General features: G+C 47.2%; 19 protein-coding genes and 1 other RNA gene. 15 read left to right on the forward strand and 5 right to left on the reverse strand.

The genetic code is table 11. The annotated features are described in order from the left end of the window. Positions 1-19 precede the first annotated feature (19 nt). From PSI17_RS13075 to PSI17_RS13085, 3 genes are all read left to right on the forward strand, one after another. On the forward strand, positions 20-292 hold the full coding sequence (locus PSI17_RS13075) for a DUF6687 family protein (protein WP_337927215.1): 273 nt from the start codon (positions 20-22) through the stop codon (positions 290-292). A gap of 305 nt (positions 293-597) precedes the next feature. After that, positions 598-1032 (forward strand): GNAT family N-acetyltransferase, encoded by a 435-nt coding sequence (locus PSI17_RS13080; RefSeq protein ID WP_273552390.1) that lies wholly within the window; start codon positions 598-600, stop codon positions 1030-1032. A 434-nt stretch (positions 1033-1466) separates the two neighbouring features. Then, the gene (locus PSI17_RS13085; RefSeq protein ID WP_273552391.1) at positions 1467-2405 is read left to right on the forward strand and encodes a VirK/YbjX family protein; all 939 of its coding nucleotides are present in this window, start codon (positions 1467-1469) and stop codon (positions 2403-2405) included. A gap of 38 nt (positions 2406-2443) precedes the next feature. Here the strand turns inward: PSI17_RS13085 and PSI17_RS13090 are convergent, their stop codons facing one another. Next, complete coding sequence (locus PSI17_RS13090; protein WP_273552392.1) at positions 2444-3040, reverse strand: GNAT family N-acetyltransferase; 597 nt, start codon at positions 3038-3040, stop codon at positions 2444-2446. Positions 3041-3354: 314 nt separating this feature from the next. On the opposite strand from PSI17_RS13090, the gene PSI17_RS13095 reads away from it, so the two are divergent. Further along, positions 3355-5376, forward strand: a complete 2022-nt coding sequence (locus PSI17_RS13095) for an NADPH-dependent 2,4-dienoyl-CoA reductase (protein WP_273552393.1) — start codon at positions 3355-3357, stop codon at positions 5374-5376. Positions 5377-5443: 67 nt separating this feature from the next. On the opposite strand, the gene sstT is transcribed toward PSI17_RS13095, so the two are convergent. Further along, entirely contained in the window at positions 5444-6700 is a 1257-nt protein-coding gene (gene sstT / locus PSI17_RS13100) for a serine/threonine transporter SstT (protein WP_273552394.1), read from the reverse strand. 687 nt (positions 6701-7387) lie between these two features. Between sstT and PSI17_RS13105 the strand changes: the two genes are divergently transcribed. The 5 genes from PSI17_RS13105 (at position 7388) to PSI17_RS13125 (ending at position 9832) form a co-directional block, all read left to right on the forward strand. After that, positions 7388-8056: a DedA family protein gene (locus tag PSI17_RS13105; RefSeq protein ID WP_273552395.1), complete on the forward strand. Its 669-nt coding sequence runs from the start codon at positions 7388-7390 to the stop codon at positions 8054-8056. Between the two features lie 165 nt (positions 8057-8221). Then, on the forward strand, positions 8222-8527 hold the full coding sequence (locus PSI17_RS13110) for a DUF883 family protein (protein ID WP_273552396.1): 306 nt from the start codon (positions 8222-8224) through the stop codon (positions 8525-8527). A 1-nt stretch (position 8528) separates the two neighbouring features. After that, complete coding sequence (locus PSI17_RS13115) at positions 8529-8930, forward strand: phage holin family protein (protein WP_273552397.1); 402 nt, start codon at positions 8529-8531, stop codon at positions 8928-8930. Next, positions 8923-9216, forward strand: coding sequence for a YqjK-like family protein (locus PSI17_RS13120; protein WP_273552398.1), 294 nt, complete (start codon positions 8923-8925; stop codon positions 9214-9216). The genes PSI17_RS13115 and PSI17_RS13120 overlap by 8 nt, the downstream gene beginning before the upstream one ends. 220 nt (positions 9217-9436) lie before the next feature. Further along, positions 9437-9832 (forward strand): DoxX family protein, encoded by a 396-nt coding sequence (locus PSI17_RS13125; protein ID WP_273552399.1) that lies wholly within the window; start codon positions 9437-9439, stop codon positions 9830-9832. 67 nt (positions 9833-9899) lie between these two features. Here the strand turns inward: PSI17_RS13125 and PSI17_RS13130 are convergent, their stop codons facing one another. Beyond that, positions 9900-10796: a LysR family transcriptional regulator gene (locus PSI17_RS13130; RefSeq protein ID WP_273552400.1), complete on the reverse strand. Its 897-nt coding sequence runs from the start codon at positions 10794-10796 to the stop codon at positions 9900-9902. A gap of 113 nt (positions 10797-10909) precedes the next feature. Here PSI17_RS13130 and PSI17_RS13135 point away from each other — a divergent pair, with 113 nt between their 5' ends. After that, positions 10910-11611, forward strand: a complete 702-nt coding sequence (locus PSI17_RS13135) for a pirin family protein (RefSeq protein ID WP_273552401.1) — start codon at positions 10910-10912, stop codon at positions 11609-11611. Between the two features lie 94 nt (positions 11612-11705). Here the strand turns inward: PSI17_RS13135 and rnpB are convergent. Together rnpB and rsmI are read right to left on the reverse strand one after the other, a co-directional pair. Further along, positions 11706-12092, reverse strand: an RNA gene (gene rnpB / locus PSI17_RS13140) — RNase P RNA component class A. Positions 12093-12134: 42 nt separating this feature from the next. Beyond that, entirely contained in the window at positions 12135-13025 is an 891-nt protein-coding gene (rsmI, locus tag PSI17_RS13145) for a 16S rRNA (cytidine(1402)-2'-O)-methyltransferase (protein WP_273552402.1), read from the reverse strand. Between the two features lie 63 nt (positions 13026-13088). Between rsmI and PSI17_RS13150 the strand changes: the two genes are divergently transcribed. The 5 genes from PSI17_RS13150 to PSI17_RS13170 all read left to right on the forward strand — a co-directional run bounded on the left by PSI17_RS13150 (position 13089) and on the right by PSI17_RS13170 (position 18988). Further along, entirely contained in the window at positions 13089-14891 is a 1803-nt protein-coding gene (locus PSI17_RS13150) for a penicillin-binding protein activator (protein WP_273552403.1), read from the forward strand. A gap of 80 nt (positions 14892-14971) precedes the next feature. Beyond that, positions 14972-15322, forward strand: a complete 351-nt coding sequence (locus PSI17_RS13155) for a YraN family protein (RefSeq protein ID WP_443256030.1) — start codon at positions 14972-14974, stop codon at positions 15320-15322. Between the two features lie 71 nt (positions 15323-15393). Next, a complete protein-coding gene (gene diaA / locus PSI17_RS13160) occupies positions 15394-15984 on the forward strand; it encodes a DnaA initiator-associating protein DiaA (protein WP_273552405.1) in 591 nt (196 codons plus the stop codon). Between the two features lie 11 nt (positions 15985-15995). Next, positions 15996-16571: a division/outer membrane stress-associated lipid-binding lipoprotein gene (gene dolP, locus PSI17_RS13165; protein ID WP_273552406.1), complete on the forward strand. Its 576-nt coding sequence runs from the start codon at positions 15996-15998 to the stop codon at positions 16569-16571. A 383-nt stretch (positions 16572-16954) separates the two neighbouring features. Continuing rightward, positions 16955-18988: a type VI secretion system Vgr family protein gene (locus PSI17_RS13170; RefSeq protein WP_273552407.1), complete on the forward strand. Its 2034-nt coding sequence runs from the start codon at positions 16955-16957 to the stop codon at positions 18986-18988. The last annotated feature ends 5 nt before the right edge of the window (positions 18989-18993 follow it).

Raw genomic sequence — 18993 nt, forward strand, 5'->3', positions numbered from 1 at the left:
CACGCAGGACGACATAGTCATCCATCAGCGCTATGAAGGATGGGTGGAGTTACATTCCGCTGCCCCCCGGCCACGTCGTGATCTATCGATTTTAGCTCAGGCGTTAGAATCAGCAGAAACGAAAGATTGCCACTGGCACTATGATGGTGTGCAACACATTATGCCACGTCTTGGACGCGATGGTGCACAGTTGAGTAGCTTGCCGATAGAGACGATCGTGTGCGAACTGAAACGCTTCCTCGCGATTGCACCAGCTGCTTGGTCGCCAAGTGTGTATAGTTGCGTGCCTTAGGTTCTGTACGAAAAATGAATGGGTGCCGCCAGAAAGATACTCGGATATTCATGATACGATAAAGAATATCCCGCGATATCGGTGGTTATTACAATCACTATCACCCCCATAATTATAATGGGGGTATTTTACCTGTTGAAGATGAGAGATGGAGGGAAAAAGTTAAGAAACCTAAACTAACGAGATAATGCAATCATACCAATATGATTGACAATGATGAACATCTACTTGCTCAGGGCAAACGGGCCCAACTTGAACAATAGGATCAACTGTGTGCTTTTAGTGCATAAATATAGAGGTCGTTCATGCAAATACAACCAGCCACCGGAGCTGATTTCGCAGCACTGATACAGGTTTGGGAAGCCTCGGTACTTGCTACTCATGATTTTTTACCCAAAAATATGATTGAGGTTTTACGCCCACAAATCCTTAACGACTACTTGCCTAATCTCACGGTTTATAAGGCGGTAGATGAACAAAATCATATCGCAGGATTTATCAGTATTGCTCAACATCGGGTAGAAATGTTGTTTATTGCGCCGCCAGCACGGGGAACAGGGATCGGTAAGATGTTACTGCAATTTGCCATTAACGAATTACAGGTCAACGAGTTGGATGTCAACGAACAAAATAGCCAAGGTGTTGGCTTCTACCAACATATGGGATTTCAGGTATTTTCCCGCTCAGAGCTGGATGGAGAAGGAAATCCGTTCCCCCTGTTACATATGAAGCTGGCTTGAAGCCTGTCCCCAATCTTTACCCATCCAGTAACAACTCAAGTATTGCTTGAAAACCTCAGGATATTAAATTTTGTGGTTTTCTTAATAATGAATATGAATAGCAAAACTATTTGGCAAAACTATTTGGCAAAATCATTTAGCAAAAATGATAATAAAAAAACTTAATCAGAATAAAAAATAAATAAATTTAAAGTAATGGAATATTTTGTAAACATCTGATTAGAACTGGGTAATTCAATGATATAATGGCTTTCTTATATACTCGTCACCTTGCAAGTTGCAGCTTTGTTGGCTACGTCAGCGCCCACCCGTCACGTAGTTATCAACATAGCGTTCACTCTGCTCTTGGGTAGGGACTTGTTCTTTTGCCACTGCGTTGCAACTTGAAATCCAGTGGGTATCAATATTCTTGTTTTTCTTGAGCTTGAGCATTAATGAATAATTTACAACAACCTACGTCTTCAGGAATGAAGCTGTTTGCTGATCTTGTCGGAAAGCGTGTAACTCCAGGTGAACACTGGCACTCTTCCAGCAATCGGACTAAATTTGCCCTGCGTAGTCTCCTGACGCCCGTGACTACATTGAAGCTGTTGAATGGCCTTGCCAGAACGCCTCATTATTTGGATATTTTGAAAAAACAACCCAGTTTGCCTTGCAAATTACATCGCCCATACTTGAGCATTAATTTCAAGCGCAAGCAGATCGTAGGCGCCCTGAATGAGCACTATCAATTATTATTCAAACAATTAGAATCTACCGTTATTAGTCGAATCTTTGATATTCATGCATATTTGTTGGCAACCCTTCAAGGGAAAAATGAAACATTTCTGATATATCTTGATTCATTGGATAATTTGAATAAAGAAGGTGAACTCTCTTTATATATTACCACTGCGGAAAATGTCATTCTGGCCAAGTGTGCATTCACTTTATTAACGATTGATGGCAAACAAACACTCTTTATCGGTGTATTGCAAGGGCCAGCCAAAGGGGATAATGCCCTGGAGATGATCCGCCATGCGACTAAAGAGTGTTACGGGTTATTTCCCAAGCGCCTGTTGATTGAGGCAATTTGTCGCTTTGCCGAGCATATGAATTGTGAGCAGATCTTGGCAGTCAGTAACGAGACTCATATCTACCGTAGCATTCGTTATTGGCATAAAAAGAAAAATCAGATGGTGGCCGATTATAACGCTTTCTGGGAATCGCTAAGTGGCGTCAGAAAGGAAAATAATGATTTCCATTTACCATCATTTATAGAAAGAAAATCGTTGGAGGATATCCCCAGTAAAAAACGCGCCGAATATCGCCGCCGCTACCAATTACTGGATGAGCTGGAAAATAACATTAAGGCCTCCCTTTCCGCCGCTTGATTTCCTGCCAGACAAAAAAAGGAAGACCCATCGGGTACTCAACGTGGCTTCGTCATTAACCAGATAAGATGATTTTTAATGGCGGGCCATTCATTGAGAAGAATGCTATAAACACACGTATCCCTTATCGAACCATCTTTGGCGCGCAAGTGCTGACGCAAAATACCGTCCAATTTAGCGCCCAATCGTTCAATCGCTTTGCGGCTTGGGTGATTTAAAAAATGGGTACAGAGTTCCACCGCAACACATTCCAGTTCTTCAAACGCATACTGCAACAAGAGAAATTTTGCTTCCGTATTCAGCGCGGTACGTTGGACAGAACGTGCATACCATGTAGAACCAACTTCTAATCTGGGCGTATTCGCATCAATATTCATATAAGATGTCATGCCAACAGCGATTCCCGTTGCATTATTAATGACAGCAAAAGGTAACATGCTGCCCTTGGCGTGCAGGGTCAAACGGCGCTCAATTTCCGCATGGACATTGGCGGGGTCAGGCACATTGGCATACCACAGTTGATGTAATTGTCCATCCTCAATGGCGCGAACAAATTCATCATGTCTGTCATGCGACAAAGGGATTAACGTGACACTGTTGCCTGCCAACGTCACCCAATCGGTGATTTTTTTCATACTGATCTTCCCCATATGGGTTTCCACCCTACTTCTTTCGGCAAAGGCTTAATTCTGCCACTCTTATTTAGCATTATGGAAGAATGTTTTTACATAAAAACAACAATCCTAGAAACAATCATCAATAAGCGGCATTTCCAGCCTCAATAGATTTTCCATTAAGGTGCCATTGATGCGCTATTCCATGATGTTTGTCACAATCAATTAACAAAGCAGTTCCAATAATGCTGGAACTGTCTAAATTTAATCATCATCTCATCCGACCACTTGATTGTTTTATTTCTTGAGCTACCAAATATTTGATGGAGAATGCAATGAGCAACTACCCTCACCTGCTTAAACCGCTGGATTTGGGCTTTACCACACTAAAAAACCGTGTATTGATGGGTTCAATGCATACCGGGCTTGAAGAATATCCCGACGGTGCCCAACGTTTAGCACAATTTTATGCCGAACGGGCGGCGGGCGGCGTCGCATTAATGGTGACGGGCGGTATCGCACCCAATCCACAGGGCGTGGTTGCGGCAGGGGCAAGTATCCTGAATAGTGAAGCTCAACTGCCGCACCATCAACTCATTACCGATGCGGTACATCAGGCCGGAGGAAAAATTGCGTTGCAAATCCTGCATGCCGGACGTTACAGCTATCAGAAAAATTCCGTCGCACCTTCAGCGATCCAAGCGCCGATTAATCCCTTTATGCCGAGGGCAATGTCTGAGGAAGATATCCAGCAGACCATCAAGGATTTTGCCCGCTGTGCCCAACTTGCCCAACAGGCAGGCTATGATGGGGTGGAAATCATGGGTTCAGAAGGTTATCTCATTAACCAGTTTCTGGTCACACGCACGAATCAGCGGCAGGATAAGTGGGGCGGTACTTTCGAAAACCGCATACGCTTTGCTGTCGATATTGTCAAAGCCGTCCGCGCCATCACGGGAGAGCGTTTTATCCTTATTTACCGCCTTTCCATGCTGGATTTAGTGGAAGGAGGTTCTGATTGGCAAGAGATCGAACAACTGGCTCTGGCGATTGAAAAAGCAGGTGCCTCGATCATCAATACCGGTATCGGCTGGCATGAAGCCCGTATTCCAACGATTGCCACGATGGTGCCGAGAGCCGGATTCAGTTGGGTCACGCAAAAATTGATGGGAAAAGTCAGCATCCCTTTAATTACCACCAACCGCATCAATGATCCCCAAATTGCTGAACAAGTTCTCAGTGAAGGTTACGCTGACATGGTTTCCATGGCGCGGCCGCTTCTCGCGGATGCTGAGTTTGTCCTGAAAGCCGAACAAAACCGCGCCGATGAAATCAATACCTGCATAGGTTGCAACCAAGCCTGTCTGGACAAGGTTTTTGTCGGCCAACTGGCATCTTGTCTGGTCAATCCGCGCGCCTGCCATGAAACCGAATTCATCGCCACCCCGGTCAACGCCCCCAAAACCATCGCGGTTATCGGTGCAGGGCCAGCGGGATTATCCTTTGCCGTCACCGCCGCCAGCCGGGGGCACCATGTCACGCTGTTTGAACGGGAAAATCAAATCGGCGGACAATTTAATATCGCCAAACAAATTCCCGGCAAAGAAGAATTCCATGAAACCTTACGCTATTTTGCACGCCAATTAGCCTTGAACGGCGTTGAAGTTCTCCTCAACCAGACGGCAACCGCTGACCAGCTTTCAGCGTTTGATGAAGTTGTCATCGCGACAGGGATTATGCCACGCATTCCCCATATCGACGGCATTGAACATGCAAAGGTGCTGACTTACCTTGATGTTTTGAAATACAAATGCCCGGTTGGAAAACGGATTGCCATTATCGGTGCGGGCGGCATTGGTTTCGATACCGCTGAGTACCTGAGTCAAAGCGGACAAAGCACCAGTTTGAGCAGCCATGCTTTTAGTCATGAGTGGGGCATTGATCGGACAATCAGGCATCGGGGAGGATTACAGCCAGAAGGCGCACAGGCTGAACGTTCCCCCCGCAAGATTTATCTGCTGCAACGCAAGGATTCCAAAGTCGGGGAAGGTCTGGGAAAAACCACGGGCTGGGTGCATAAAGCCAGCCTGCTGATGCGGGGTGTCACGATGTTAAACAGCGTCCAATACGTGAAGATTGATGATCAGGGATTGCATATCCGCCGTGGCGATGAACAACAATGCCTTGAAGTGGATAATGTGATTATTTGTGCCGGACAGGAGCCGTTGAAAGCCCTCTACCCACCGTTACAGGCAATGGGAAAAAGCGTGCATATCATTGGCGGGGCAGATATCGCAACCGAATTGGATGCCCGTCGGGCTATCGCCCAAGGCACCCGCCTGGCGCTTAAATTGTAACGCAAAAACGGTGATAATTTATCCCCAGTCCATTATCACCGTTTTTTTCATCCCGCTAATAATTTGATTAACGCTGGGTCAATTGATCCGCCGCGATACGGATCTCTTCGGCCTGGCAGGCGGCCGCGGTAAACAGCACATCCGTGGAAGAGTTCAAAGCAGTTTCAACAGAGTCCTGTATTACACCAATAATCATCCCTACTGCAACAACCTGCATGGCAATTTCATTGGAAATGCCGAACATGCTACATCCCAATGGAATTAACAATAAAGAACCTCCGACAACTCCCGAAGTTCCACATGCAGCAACCGCCGATACTACGCTCAATAAAACTGCTGTTGGTAGATCAATCTCGATACCCAACGTATTCACAGCGGCCAATGTCAATACGGTAATGGTAACGGCTGCTCCCCCCATATTTATAATCGCACCTAAAGGAATGGAAACAGAGTAAGTATCTTCATCGAGGTTCATACGGCGGCACATTGCCATATTGACAGGGATATTTGCGGCTGAACTACGGGTAAAGAACGCCATAACGCCACTTTCGCGCAAGCAGGCAAAAACCAGCGGATAAGGATTGCGGCGAATTTTCCAGTAGACAATCAGTGGATTGACAACCAGTGCAACGATAATCATGCAACCAATTAGCACGCTTAACAGGTGAACATAGCCGAACAAGGTTTTAAAACCGGTCGTCGCAATGGTTGAAGAAACTAATCCGAAAATACCGACAGGCGCCAGACGGATCACAACACGCACAAGCTGTGTCACTGCCCCTGACAAATCCTGCATCAAGGTCTTCGTCGCTTCGTTGGCATGACGTAAAGCAATGCCCAAACCAATTGACCATGCCAGGATCCCAACGTAATTGCCTTTCAGTATTGCATCAATCGGATTAGCAACGATATTAAGCAGCAATCCCCTCAGCACTTCAACGATATTTTCGGGTGGTGATACCTGAGTGTCATTCGTCACCAGCGTCAACGTGGATGGGAACAATAAACTGCCAATCACCGCCACCACAGCCGCACAGAATGTGCCGACCAGATATAAAACCAGAATGGGACGAATATTGCTTTTCTGGCCTGCCTTATGATTTGCGATTGAAGACATGACCAATATCCACACTAAAACAGGCGCGACCGCTTTCAATGCGCCGATAAAGAGTGTTCCCAGAAATTCAACCGACTTGGCTGCGGAAGGTGCCAGCCATGCCAGTAATATCCCCAGTATTAAACCGATAAGAATTTGTTTTACCAAGCTTCCTTGTACAATAAACTGCCCAAAATATCGCACAAAGCCTTTTTGTTGTTTTTTCATAGCCTATCCATTTGGTATTTTTGGCTCGTTGAGCCTGATGTTTTTGTGTTTGCTTTCCCAATAAGGAAAATAAATAGAGCTGTAAAAATCATTTATTGCAATATACAGACAACTCAACAATTGATAACAATTTACTTACATTTGTGTGATCGAAACTGCAATTTTCTCGTCGCAATACATTCTGATGTATTCACGATGTCATCGGCACCGCCACAAAAAACAAATTAATCCTTAAATTCAAATAATTAACAAAAAATACTTTCAGCAACAAACACAGGATATCTCTCTAATATGAACAGAATAGAGGGATTTCTTTTCGCTATTAATCAATGAGTAATAGTGAATTTAACTGGCAATATACGTAAATTTAGTCCATACAAAGGGTAAATAACCCGTTAATGCTATTTAATAAAATCTCATCAAACGATTCATTAACAGAGATATCTAAATGAACTCACGTTTACATTGAGGTAAGTGTTCAATTACCCAACAAAATCTTCTGTCTCGATTCTGTTGATTTTGTTAAAGTGTGCCAGTCGATCTTTAGGCCATCTTGAAGGGATTTCGAGATCATTTTATGACAATTGATATTAACTACTTTGTGCTGACAACGTATTTAATAGAAATTAACCATAAATGACCATAAAAGTAAGATGTCATCCTTAATCCGCGTTTTAGGAACATTTGATGGAAATTGTAACAGACCTTATTTATGCACTCTGGCACCAAGATTACGAAACACTGGCTAATCCGTCGTTGGTATGGACAATCTACATACTGCTGTTTACTATCCTGTTTCTGGAAAACGGGATCTTACCCGCAGCTTTTTTACCGGGCGACAGCCTATTGATATTAGTCGGTGTCCTCATTGCAAAAGAGGCCATGAGCTTTCCTGCGACCTTAGTCATTCTCACCGCCGGAGCCAGCCTCGGCTGCTGGATCGGCTATCTTCAGGGACGGTGGCTTGGCAATACAAAATTAGTTCAGGGTTGGTTGTCACATCTTCCCGCACACTATCATCAACGCGCACATAACTTATTCCACCGTCATGGTTTATCTGCCTTACTGATAGGCCGTTTCCTGGCGTTTATCAGGACATTGTTGCCCACACTGGCGGGCCTTGCGGGGCTGAGCAGTGGGCGCTTTCAACTATTCAATTGGCTGAGTGGGTTCCTGTGGGTCGCCATTCTCACAGCACTGGGTTATGCGCTGGGTAAAAGCCCGCTGTTTTGCCAGTATGAAGAATACCTGATGAACTTTTTGGTTCTGTTGCCTGTCGGTCTGTTACTCATTGGCTTAATTGGCAGTCTGACGGTGATTTGGCGTAAAAAGCGCACGAATAAACTTCTGCCGTAACACGTTAATTTCTCTCTGATTTCCCTGTGGTATTGTCGTGAAATAGACCACAGGGCATCGCCATTAAAATAGTTCGTGACAATTTTTCATCAATTCATACTTTCCTCTCCTGATAAAAGCGTCTATGTTTGAAATTCATCCATCGTATATTTAAGGAGACTGGCAATGCCACAGAAGAAAAGCTCTGAAGATCTACGTGTTGAATTACAATCCCTTGCCGATACGCTAGAAGAAATCCTCAATAACGCCGGTGACAAGCCAAAGGCAGAACTGGAAAAGCTACGCAGCAAAGCAGAAAAAATGCTGAAAGATGCGCGTGTTACGCTCAGTGAAGCCAGCGATAAATGGGTCGGTCAAACCAAAGAAATGGCAGGCCATGCGGATAATTATGTGCGTGAAAATCCGTGGACCGGTGTCGGTATCGGTGCAGCCATTGGTGTGGTATTGGGTGTTCTGCTTGCAAGGCGCTGACATGACTCAACGCCCCCATCCGAAAGGCCCCGGCAAAGGGCTGTTTGATACGGTACGGCGAATAGCCGCGATGATTGTCCATATGGTTGAAACCCGTATCCAACTCGCGGCGGTTGAGTTGGAGGAAGGCGCAGCAACCCTGATAAAGCTGCTATTGCTGGTAGGGTTAACGCTATTATTCGCGGGTTTTGGCCTGATGTGCCTGTTAGTGCTGATATTCTGGAGCATCGGGCCAGCTTACCGCATAGCGGCAATCGCCATCACGGCCGGTATACTACTGCTCTTCGCCGTATTGGGTGCAATCTGGACGATAAGAAAAGCCCGCAACTTGACCTTTCTCAACGCAACCAGAGAGCAACTGAATATTGACCGCAAAATGCTGGAGGAAGATCAGCATGAATAAGTCGGGGCATTATCAGCGAAAAGTGCGCAAGCAACAGTTATTAAACACGATCCGGCAACAACGCCAGTTGCTTTCTGCCTATGGCCAGAACTGGCTTGAAGTCACACAACCGTATGATAAAGGCTGGCAAGCCCTCGCCGCTTTCAAGCCTTATGTCGCCATAGGCTCTGGCCTCGCCTTGCTTTATGGGTTACGTCACCCCAAGGCGTTTTATCGCTGGTCACGTCGGATGATCAGCATCTTGGGCGTCGTGAAAATCGTCCGAAATACACTATATAAAAATTAATCATAAAAATTAATCATAAAAATGTTCCATCAACATAAGCCTTTCAAAAAAACTGCATGAAATTGTTAATATTCCTTACTATCAACCCTTAATGCCTCTCTTTAGAATACACCCCATCCGATAACGATGAACAAATCGTGCCATTTAGTCCATTTTTTGGACGATGAAACCTAAACAAACAGCTTACTTATCGCTACCTGCGGTATTTGTGGAGACAATCATGAAAAAATTTGAAGATAGCAGCCTGCTGGTTGCCCGTATTTTAATCTCCGTGCTTTTTATTATCGCAGGATATGGAAAATTAGGTGAGGCCTACGCGGGAACACAGGCATTTATGGAAGCGATGAGAGTGCCGGGCATCCTGCTGCCACTGACGATCTTACTTGAACTGGGTGGCGGGCTTGCGGTGATGTTCGGCCTGCTGACCCGTACCACGGCGGTGTTTACCTTTATTTTCTGTATCCTGACCGCACTGCTGTTCCACAGCGATTTTTCAAATGACATGAACCTGACGATGTTCCTGAAAAACTTCTCCATTGGCGCAGGCTACTTGCTGTTGGCGATGATGGGGCCGGGAAGGTTTAGTCTTGACCATGTATTAAAGAAAAATTGGTAATTGCAGAAAACGGGTAATCGCCTTTCCTTTGACAGCCCCCTGTTTATCCGGCAAGGGGCTTTTTGCATTATTTCTTCGCAAACAATTTAGGGATTTCACGCAGGCACCAAGACTTGGCTTCTCCCATGCTGTCACGCCGCCATGCCATGATAATGCTGGTTTCATGGCTATATTCCGAACCAATCACCCGCAAGCGACCTTCGGCAATATCTTGTTCTACCAAAGGATATGGCATGGTTGCCACGCCCAAGCCGGCCAAAAGCGCCCGGCGTTTATCTTCCAGTGAACTCACCGTTAAACGCGGTTGTTTATCCAATAATTGCACCGTCAACACCGGACGCTCCCTTGCTGTATCCGCCACGGCGATGCCACGATATTTCACCCGTGTGGCATCAGTCAGGGGTTCCGGTTCATGATGGATGGGATGCGTGACACTGGCAACATAGACATTATTAATGGAATAAAGCACCCGCGAGTTTATTTCGGCAGAAGCCCTGAAATGCAGATCCGGGGCAATCACAATATCAGCCTGCCCCGTTTCCAAACGTTCCCAAGCCCCCGCCAGCACTTCCGTGATTAACGAAAATTGGGTATTCGATTTAGTTGCTAATTTATCCACCAGCGGAAAAAGCGATGTGATCGGGAACAGCGCTTCACACACAATCGTCAGGTGGGTTTCCCAGCCACGGGCAAGCGCTTCTGCATCTGCGGTCAATTTATCCGCCGCCTCAAGCAGTAATCGCCCCCGCTCCAGCAACATCCGGCCAACATTAGTAAATTTCGTGCGATGACCCGAGCGATCAAACAATACGACATCCAATTCTTCTTCCAATTTCTGCATGGTATAACTCAGTGCAGAAGGCACCCGACCCAACTCATCCGCTGCGGCAGCAAAACTTCCCCGTCGGTCTATCGCATCCATGACGCGCAGGGATTCCAAAGTAAGCGCACGTTCTTTGCCCATATATTTCTCAATCAGGAATTTTGAATATAGTCACCAGATTAACTGGCTAACATTTCAACGTCCAGATAATTAAGATCGAGGGTCATCGATCTATGGCCAAAGAGATAACAGGCATGATAATAACGAGAACAGCAAATCAATGCGGAAAAGCAGATTATGGCTGGCTACAGGCTCGCTATACTTTTTCATTTGGTCACTATTTTGACCCAAAATTTTTGAACTACCGAGCGCTGCGGGTACTTAATCAGGAAGTGTTGGCACCCAAAGCCGAGTTCCAACCCAAATCTTATCCTCATGTTGATGTCCTGAATATTGTTCTGCAAGGCGAAGCCGAATATCGGGACAGTGAAGGCAATCACTTCCATGCACGTCAGGGGGATTGCTTGCTGTTTTCTGCCCGTCAGGGAATTCGTTACAGCGAGCACAATATCAGTGACACAATACCCCTGACACGGCTGCAACTCTGGCTCAATGCCTGTCCTCAGCAAGAAACACAGCCATTACAGCGTAAGGTACTGCCAGATCAGCCGCTCACATTACTGGCTTCTCCGACGTCAGAAAACAATAGCATGTCCCTGCGTCAGCAAGTATGGATAAGCTATCTCGAACTAAAGCCCCATGGCAGCCAGATTTTGGCTTTACGTGGCAAACATGCTTACCTGCAATCCATTAGTGGCAACGCAATAACTGCTGTTCACAAACATGACAACGTAAAAATCAAATGCGGGGATGGAGCCTTTATTCAGGAAGAACAGAACGTGATATTACAGGCGGAAACGCCATTTCGAGGATTATTGATTGACTTGGCGGATTAATTCCTTTTTCGCCTGACGCCTTGTGCGACTGGAAACGCTATTCTGCCAGCAAAAGAATAAGCCCTATAAAGCAATCTGCTCTATAGGGCTAAATCTGTGGAGTTGACCGATAAGCCGGGTTCTGTCTTGGACAGCCATTCATCTAGGCCAGCACTTGCGCACTGGCTCAAGCAACCTACCCGGGTTCGGTACGGGCCGTACCCTATGAACCCCTATTTGGTCTTGCTCCGGGTGGAGTTTACCGTGCCACGAACTGTTACCAATCGCGCGGTGCGCTCTTACCGCACCCTTTCACCCTTACCTGATCCCAAATTTGTTTTTGCAAACAAAACTGGGCCATCGGCGGTTTGCTCTCTGTTGCACTGGTCGTAGGCTTTCACCTCCCAGACGTTATCTGGCACCCTGCCCTATGGAGCCCGGACTTTCCTCCCCTTTACTTCTCCCGAAAGAGCAATAAAGCAGCGACTGTCTAGTCAACTCCGGCGCGGATTATAAGAGGTTTACTATTCAATGTATAGGGGTTTTACACGTCTTCTTCAATTTGATCCAAGTCCGGGTTTTGATCGAGCGAATAACGATACAAGGCATTTTTCTTTACACCGTGGATCTCTGCCGCCAATGCCGCCGCCTTTTTCAATGGCAGCTCTTTTTGCAGCACAGCCAATGTTCGCAAGGCTTCCGGTGGCAAGCTATCCTCGGCGGGTTTACGATATCCTTCCACAATCAGAACCATCTCTCCCCGACGGCGGGTTTCCTCTTCCCTGACCCATGCCAGCAGTTCACCGACGGGCATACCTTGAATAGACTCCCACGTTTTGGTCAATTCACGCGCCAACACGACATAGCGATCTGCGCCCCACACTTTGACAATATCTTCTAAACTGTCCAACAGACGATGTGTTGACTCATAGAAAATCAGCGTTCGTGGCTCTTGTGCCAACTCACGCAAGGTATCCTGACGCCCCTTACTTTTGGCAGGCAAAAAACCTTCATAACAGAAGCGATCGGAAGGCAAGCCGGCAGCCGACAGTGCGGTGATTGCCGCACAAGGGCCGGGCAGTGGAACCACATTGATACCGGCTTCACGACAACGGCGAACCAAATGATAACCCGGATCGTTGATCAAAGGCGTCCCCGCATCAGACACCAAGGCGATGCTTGCCCCTTGTTCGAGTTTCGTAAGCAATTGATCTGCTTTCTGCTGTTCATTATGATCGTGAAGTGCGAACATGCGCGCATTAATGGCAAAATGTTGAAGCAACAAGCCAGTGTGTCGCGTATCTTCAGCCGCAATCAGATCGACATGTTTAAGAACTTCAAGAGCGCGCTGAGTAATATCCCCCAGATTTCCAATAGGGGTTGGCACAACATACAGCGTGGATGTCGTAACCACTGCTCGATTGGTTTGATTCATTGTTTCATCCGAATGACCGATTTAAAATTGAGCATCTTTGAAAAAAACATCACTGGATACAGTATGCTTCCCTCAATTTTTGTGCGTTTCAAAACTGGTTTAATTTATACAGCACTGCTGTCAGCTATGATTATTGCAGGGTGTACCATGCCCAAACAGCAAGGGCAACCAACTTCTGAGCCTCAGGACAATATCAGCGCAGAGATTAACCGCTACCAAGCCATTATTGACGCGGCACACAATCAACCCTCGTTGGAGGTTATCCGTGCTTACATCGCATTGGAGTCCTACGCAACAAACGACGCTGCCCGCCAAAAAAACCTTGATGAGACTTGGCAGTTACTGACGCAACTCTCCCCACAGCAAATGAGTGAATTGGTGATTAATGCCAATGAATATACGTTGCAGGGCTGGCTTGATTTACTCAACACTTATCAATCCAATAAACAGCTGGCCAATACACAGGATCTCGATAAACTGCGTCTGGCTATCCATGATTGGCAAATCCGCTATCCACACAATCCTGCTGCACGCAGTTTACCTACTGTCCTGCAACAAATGTTGCAAGAAGGCAAAGGCAGCCATGCGACCATTGGGTTATTTCTGCCTTTAAGCGGTCAGGCGAAAATATTTGGTGACGCGATCCGGCAAGGTTTCCTTGATGCACAAAAAGGATTACCAAAACCGTCGTTACCAAACCCTTCGTTGCCAAACCCTTCGTTGCCAGAATCATCATTGCCGGCAAATGCCAGCGATGCAAATGAAGCGGTTAACGCTGAGCCATCGCTCCCCCCCGAAAATACCGAGATTAATGATGCCCCTATCAACGATCAGGCGGTCAAAATCTATGATACTGACAGCCAGCCACTGGCCGAATTGCTGCAACAGGCTAAACAAGATGGCGTTACCCTGGTTGTTGGCCCCTTACTGAAACCTAACGTAGAACAGTTGGCTCAAATTGAAACGCCATTAAATATTCTGGCGCTTAATGAACTCGATACACCGCAAAGACAGCCGAATATCTGTTATTTCTCCCTCTCTCCTGAGGATGAGGCAAAAAATGCCGCCCTGCATATCTGGCAACAGCAAAAGCACAGCCCTTTAGTGTTAATCCCTCGTACTGAATTAGGCTCCCGCGTTGCCAATGCCTTTGCGCAAGAGTGGCAAAAACTGGGGGGACAGGCGGTATTGCAACAGACTTTTGGCACGCCGAATGAAATGCGGCAATCCATGAATCGTGGTATTGGTATTCGCTTGTCCGGTACCCCGATAATTGCCGCCAGTTCAGCCACTGGCCCTGTCGATGCCGTTTACATTGTCGCAACAGCCGATGAACTGACCATCATCAAGCCAATGATCGATATGGCCATCAGCACCCGTAAAAAACCCACCCTCTATGCCAGTTCGCGCAGTAATAAATCTGGCTCAGGCCCCGATTTCCGCCTGGAGATGGATGGCATGCAGTTTAGCGATATTCCATTGCTAACCGGTATCAATGTGCCATTAATGCAGCAAGCAGCTCAAAAATTTGCCAATGATTATTCCCTGATGCGCCTCTATGCCATGGGCATTGATGCGTGGTCACTGGCCAATCAATTTACCCGAATGCAGCAAGAAATGGGATTCCACCTGAGCGGTGCTTCAGGGGAGCTGTCCGTGATGGACAACTGCACCATCTTACGTCAGTTGCCTTGGATGCAATTCAATCATGGCCGCATAATTCCCGACAATCGCACTGACAAAGCGAATGGCACTGAAAATACCCATCATCCAGAAGGTATCAATAACACAGAAAATACTGACAGCACTGATATCAATAGTACCGGACAAGGGGATAATCCCAATGAGGTGAATAATTCTCTGTGATTATTCTCTATGATTAAAAGTATCATAATGAAAAGTATCATAATGAAAAGTATCGTGGTCATTTCAGGATGAAAAAACCAATGAACAATCACTATGCGCTGGGGCACCATTATGAGCATCAGACTAAACTGTTTTTGCAAAAACAGGGGCTTGTCTTCGTTGCTGAGAATGTGAAAATTCGTGGCGGGGAAATCGATCTGATTATGCGCGATAAACAAACATGGGTATTTGTCGAAGTCCGTTTCCGCCGGAATGCACAATATGGTGGAGCCATTGCTACAATTACCCAAAGTAAGCGCAGAAAGCTCTTATATACAGCGGCTGTCTGGCTGTCCCGACGCAATGAATGCCTGGAAACGGCACCGTGCCGCTTCGATGTTTGTGCAATAACAGGACAGGAATTTGAATGGCTGAAAAACGCCTTCACCTGAATGAGAACCTATTTCACTAGATTCTCGATTTTCTCGCTAACTCAATAATTCCAATATACATAGGTCATAACGTGCTGGATAGAATTAAAGTCTGCTTTACAGAAAGTATTCAAACTCAAATCGCAGCAGCAGAAGCATTACCCGATGCCATATCACGCGCTGCAATGATGATGGTGCAATCACTGCTGAACGGCAACAAAATTCTTTGCTGTGGTAACGGTGGTTCGGCCGCAACCGCACAACGTTTTGCAGCCAGCATGATTAATCGCTTTGAAACCGATCGGCCAAGCCTGCCTGCTCTGTCGTTGAATGCTGATAATGTCGTAGTCACTGCTATCGCCAACAGTAAACAGCCTGACGAAATTTACGCCAAGCAAGTCAGGGCACTGGGACATACCGGGGACGTCCTGCTTGCTATTTCGACCCATGGCAACAGTCGGGATATCATCAAAGCGGTGGAAGCAGCAGTGACACGTGATATGACGATTGTCGCATTAACAGGCTACGATGGCGGCGAACTGGCGGGTTTACTCGGCCCTCAGGATGTTGAGATACGCATTCCCTCACATCACAGCGTCAGGATCCAAGAAGTTCATATGTTGACAATCAATTGCCTGTGCGACTTAATCGACAACACGTTATTCCCTCATCAGGATGAATAAGGAGCCAACTTATGCGGTTATTTTCTCTATTATTGGTATTTTTCAGTGCAATGCTATTGCAAGGATGTATTGGTGCTGCCGTCGTGGGTTCCGCCGCGATTGCCACCAAAGCCGGCTCAGATCCGCGAACCGTCGGGCAACAAGTTGACGATACCACGCTGGAAGCACGTGTCAGCAACGCCATCAGTAAAGACCCACAAATCAAGGCCCAAGCCCGCGTGGTCGTGACGGTGTATCAGGCTAAAATTCTCTTAACAGGCCAAAGCCCCAATATGGCTCTGGCTGAACGGGCGAAACAGATTGCGTCAAAAGTTGAAGGCACCGACGTGGTATATAACGAGATCCGTCAGGGCAATCCCGTCACGTTGGCCACGGCCTCTGCGGATACTTGGCTGACGACCAAAGTGCGCTCCAAAATTTTAGCCAGCGATGCCGTGAAATCCTCCAGCATCAAAGTGGTGACAGAAGATGGTGAAGCCTTTTTGTTTGGCATCGTCACGCGACAAGAAGGCGCTGCCGCTGCGAAAATCGCCAGCGAAACCAGCGGCGTAAAACGAGTCACCACCGCATTTACCTATCTCAACTGAAATTCATCAACATCAAAGCGGCACGAATCTATGCCGCTTTTTTATTTGCTGCTCTTAAGACTTTTCCCAAATCATAAAAAATTTGTATTTAATCAATATTTAAAATAAATAAATGAGAGCAATAAATCACATTTAATTATAGTTCATTGATTTCATATAAACTTTATCCATAATGTGCCGATTAATTATCAATCATTACATTAGGAATATAAAAGTTAAATGAAAAACAACAAGGAATCGCTGTACCTGCAAAAATTGACCTACCTGCGGGCACTGGCACGGCAGGTGACGCTAACGTCCGGTTCGCGGACATTGGGTAAAACTCACGCTTAACCCCGCTGTTTCCGCAATCCGTCCATCACAATCAAGGAGTAAAACACACCATGATGAAGAATATCATCGACAGGCTGCCCGCCGCCAAAAGTGGATTACGGTTTACTTTTCAGGTCGCGGGACTGCCCGAAAACACGTTTAGCGTAGGGGAGTTTTCCTTGCAGGAAGGGTTATCGGCGCTGTTTACCCTGAACCTGACACTGGTCAAAACCCACACACCAAACCCGTTTAAACCGTTGGATGAGGTGAACTTGAATGCCTTACTGATGCAGGAAGCGGTGCTGCAAATCTTTTACGGGGAACAGGCGCAGCGCAAAATCACCGGTCTCATCTCCCACGCCGATTGGGCAGGCACCGACGGCAATAAAACCCTTTATAGTATGACAGTGCGCCCTGCCCTCTGGCGCCTGACGCTCAATCAGGAGAGCCGGATTTTCCATCAGCAAAATGTGCCTGCCATCTTAAATGGCCTGCTGAAAAAACACCGGGTAAAGGCGGATTCGAAGCTCTATGACCCCCACCAAGACCGCGAATACGTGACCCAGAAGCGGGAATCGGACTATGGGTTTTTCAGCCGTCTGGCGGCGGAAGAAGGCATCAGTTTCTGGTTTGAGGATGAAACGTTATTTTTCAGTGACAGCCATCTGGGGATGACGGCGGGACTGCCGCTGCAATACAACCCGCAACCGGAAACCGCCCACGGCATGGATGCAATTTATCAGGTACGGCTGGGTGTCGGGATGAGCCCGCAGCGCAGCCTCCACAAGGACTTTAACTACGACAACCCGCGTTATCACCTCTCCCATATGACCAGCAGTGAAGGTTTTCGTGATTTTGGCAGTCAAACGCCGTATACCGTGTTTGAAAGCTACGGGCGTTTCCAGAAAGACGCCGCCGCCAAACCGTTTCTCAAATACCGCCATGAAGCGCTGGATAACCAGAAAAAGACCGGCAGCGGCAACAGCAACTGCATCAAACTGATGCCCGGCAAAATCTTTGAGATTAAAAATCACCCGCATACGCCACTGAATGCCCGCTGGCAGATTGTCGGTATCAGCCATCACGGGCGCTGTCCGCAAGTACTGGGCGATAACGGCGGAGAAGGTACAACACTCAGCAATCACTTCAGCTTTATCGACGGCCTTGCCGACTGGCGTCCACCGTTCCACTACAAACCACTGGCCGATGGTGATGAAACCGCGATGGTGGTCGGCCCCGAAGGTGAGGAAATTTTCGTCAATAAAGACGGGGCGATAAAAGTGCACTTCCACTGGAACCGCTATGACCAAGCCGATGACAGTGCCTCCTGCTGGGTGCGTGTAGCACAGGGCTGGAACGGCAATGGCTTTGGTTTTATGGCGATACCGCGTATCGGGCAGGAAGTCATCATCTCTTACCTCAATGGCGATATTGACCGACCAATTGTTACCGGCAGTGTCTATAACGGCCTCAACCGCCCACCGCTGGACTTACCTGCCGAGAAAACCCGCACCACCTTCAAGACCAAAACCCATAAAGGCAAGGGCTTTAACGAACTGCGGTTTGAAGATGCCAAAGGCAGTGAAGAAGTCTATGTCCACGGCCAGAAAGATTTTACCGCCCATATTGAAAACGATGCGTACTGGCATATCAAACATGACCAGAAACAACGCATTGATAATAACCGTTACCACGATATCCGCGCCGATGACCACCATCAGGTGGCCGGTTCACGCAAAATCACCACCGAAGGCGATGTCTCCCACCGGATTGCGGGCAGCCAGCATATCCAGACCGGCGACGCTACGGTGATTGACAGCGGGCAGGAAATCCACCTGAAAAGCGGCGGTAAAGTGGTGCTGGAAGCGGCGGCAGAAATTACCCTGAAAGTCGGCGGCAGTTTTCTGAAAGTCACGCCGGGCGGGATTTTGTCTTCACCGATTAACGTCGGGCAGGGTTCAGGCGGCAGCGGGCGCGGGATTTCCTTGCTACTGCCGGAGGGGGTGGAGCCATTGCCGGAAGTGGAATTTGCCGCCAAACCTGCCTGTGCCATTCTCGCACAGCAAGAAGAAAACTGGATTATCACAGGAGCAGAAGAAGCATGATGGAA

Origin of the sequence: Xenorhabdus sp. IM139775 (genome assembly GCF_028598745.1) — a bacterium.
In the GTDB taxonomy this organism is placed as follows: domain Bacteria; phylum Pseudomonadota; class Gammaproteobacteria; order Enterobacterales; family Enterobacteriaceae; genus Xenorhabdus.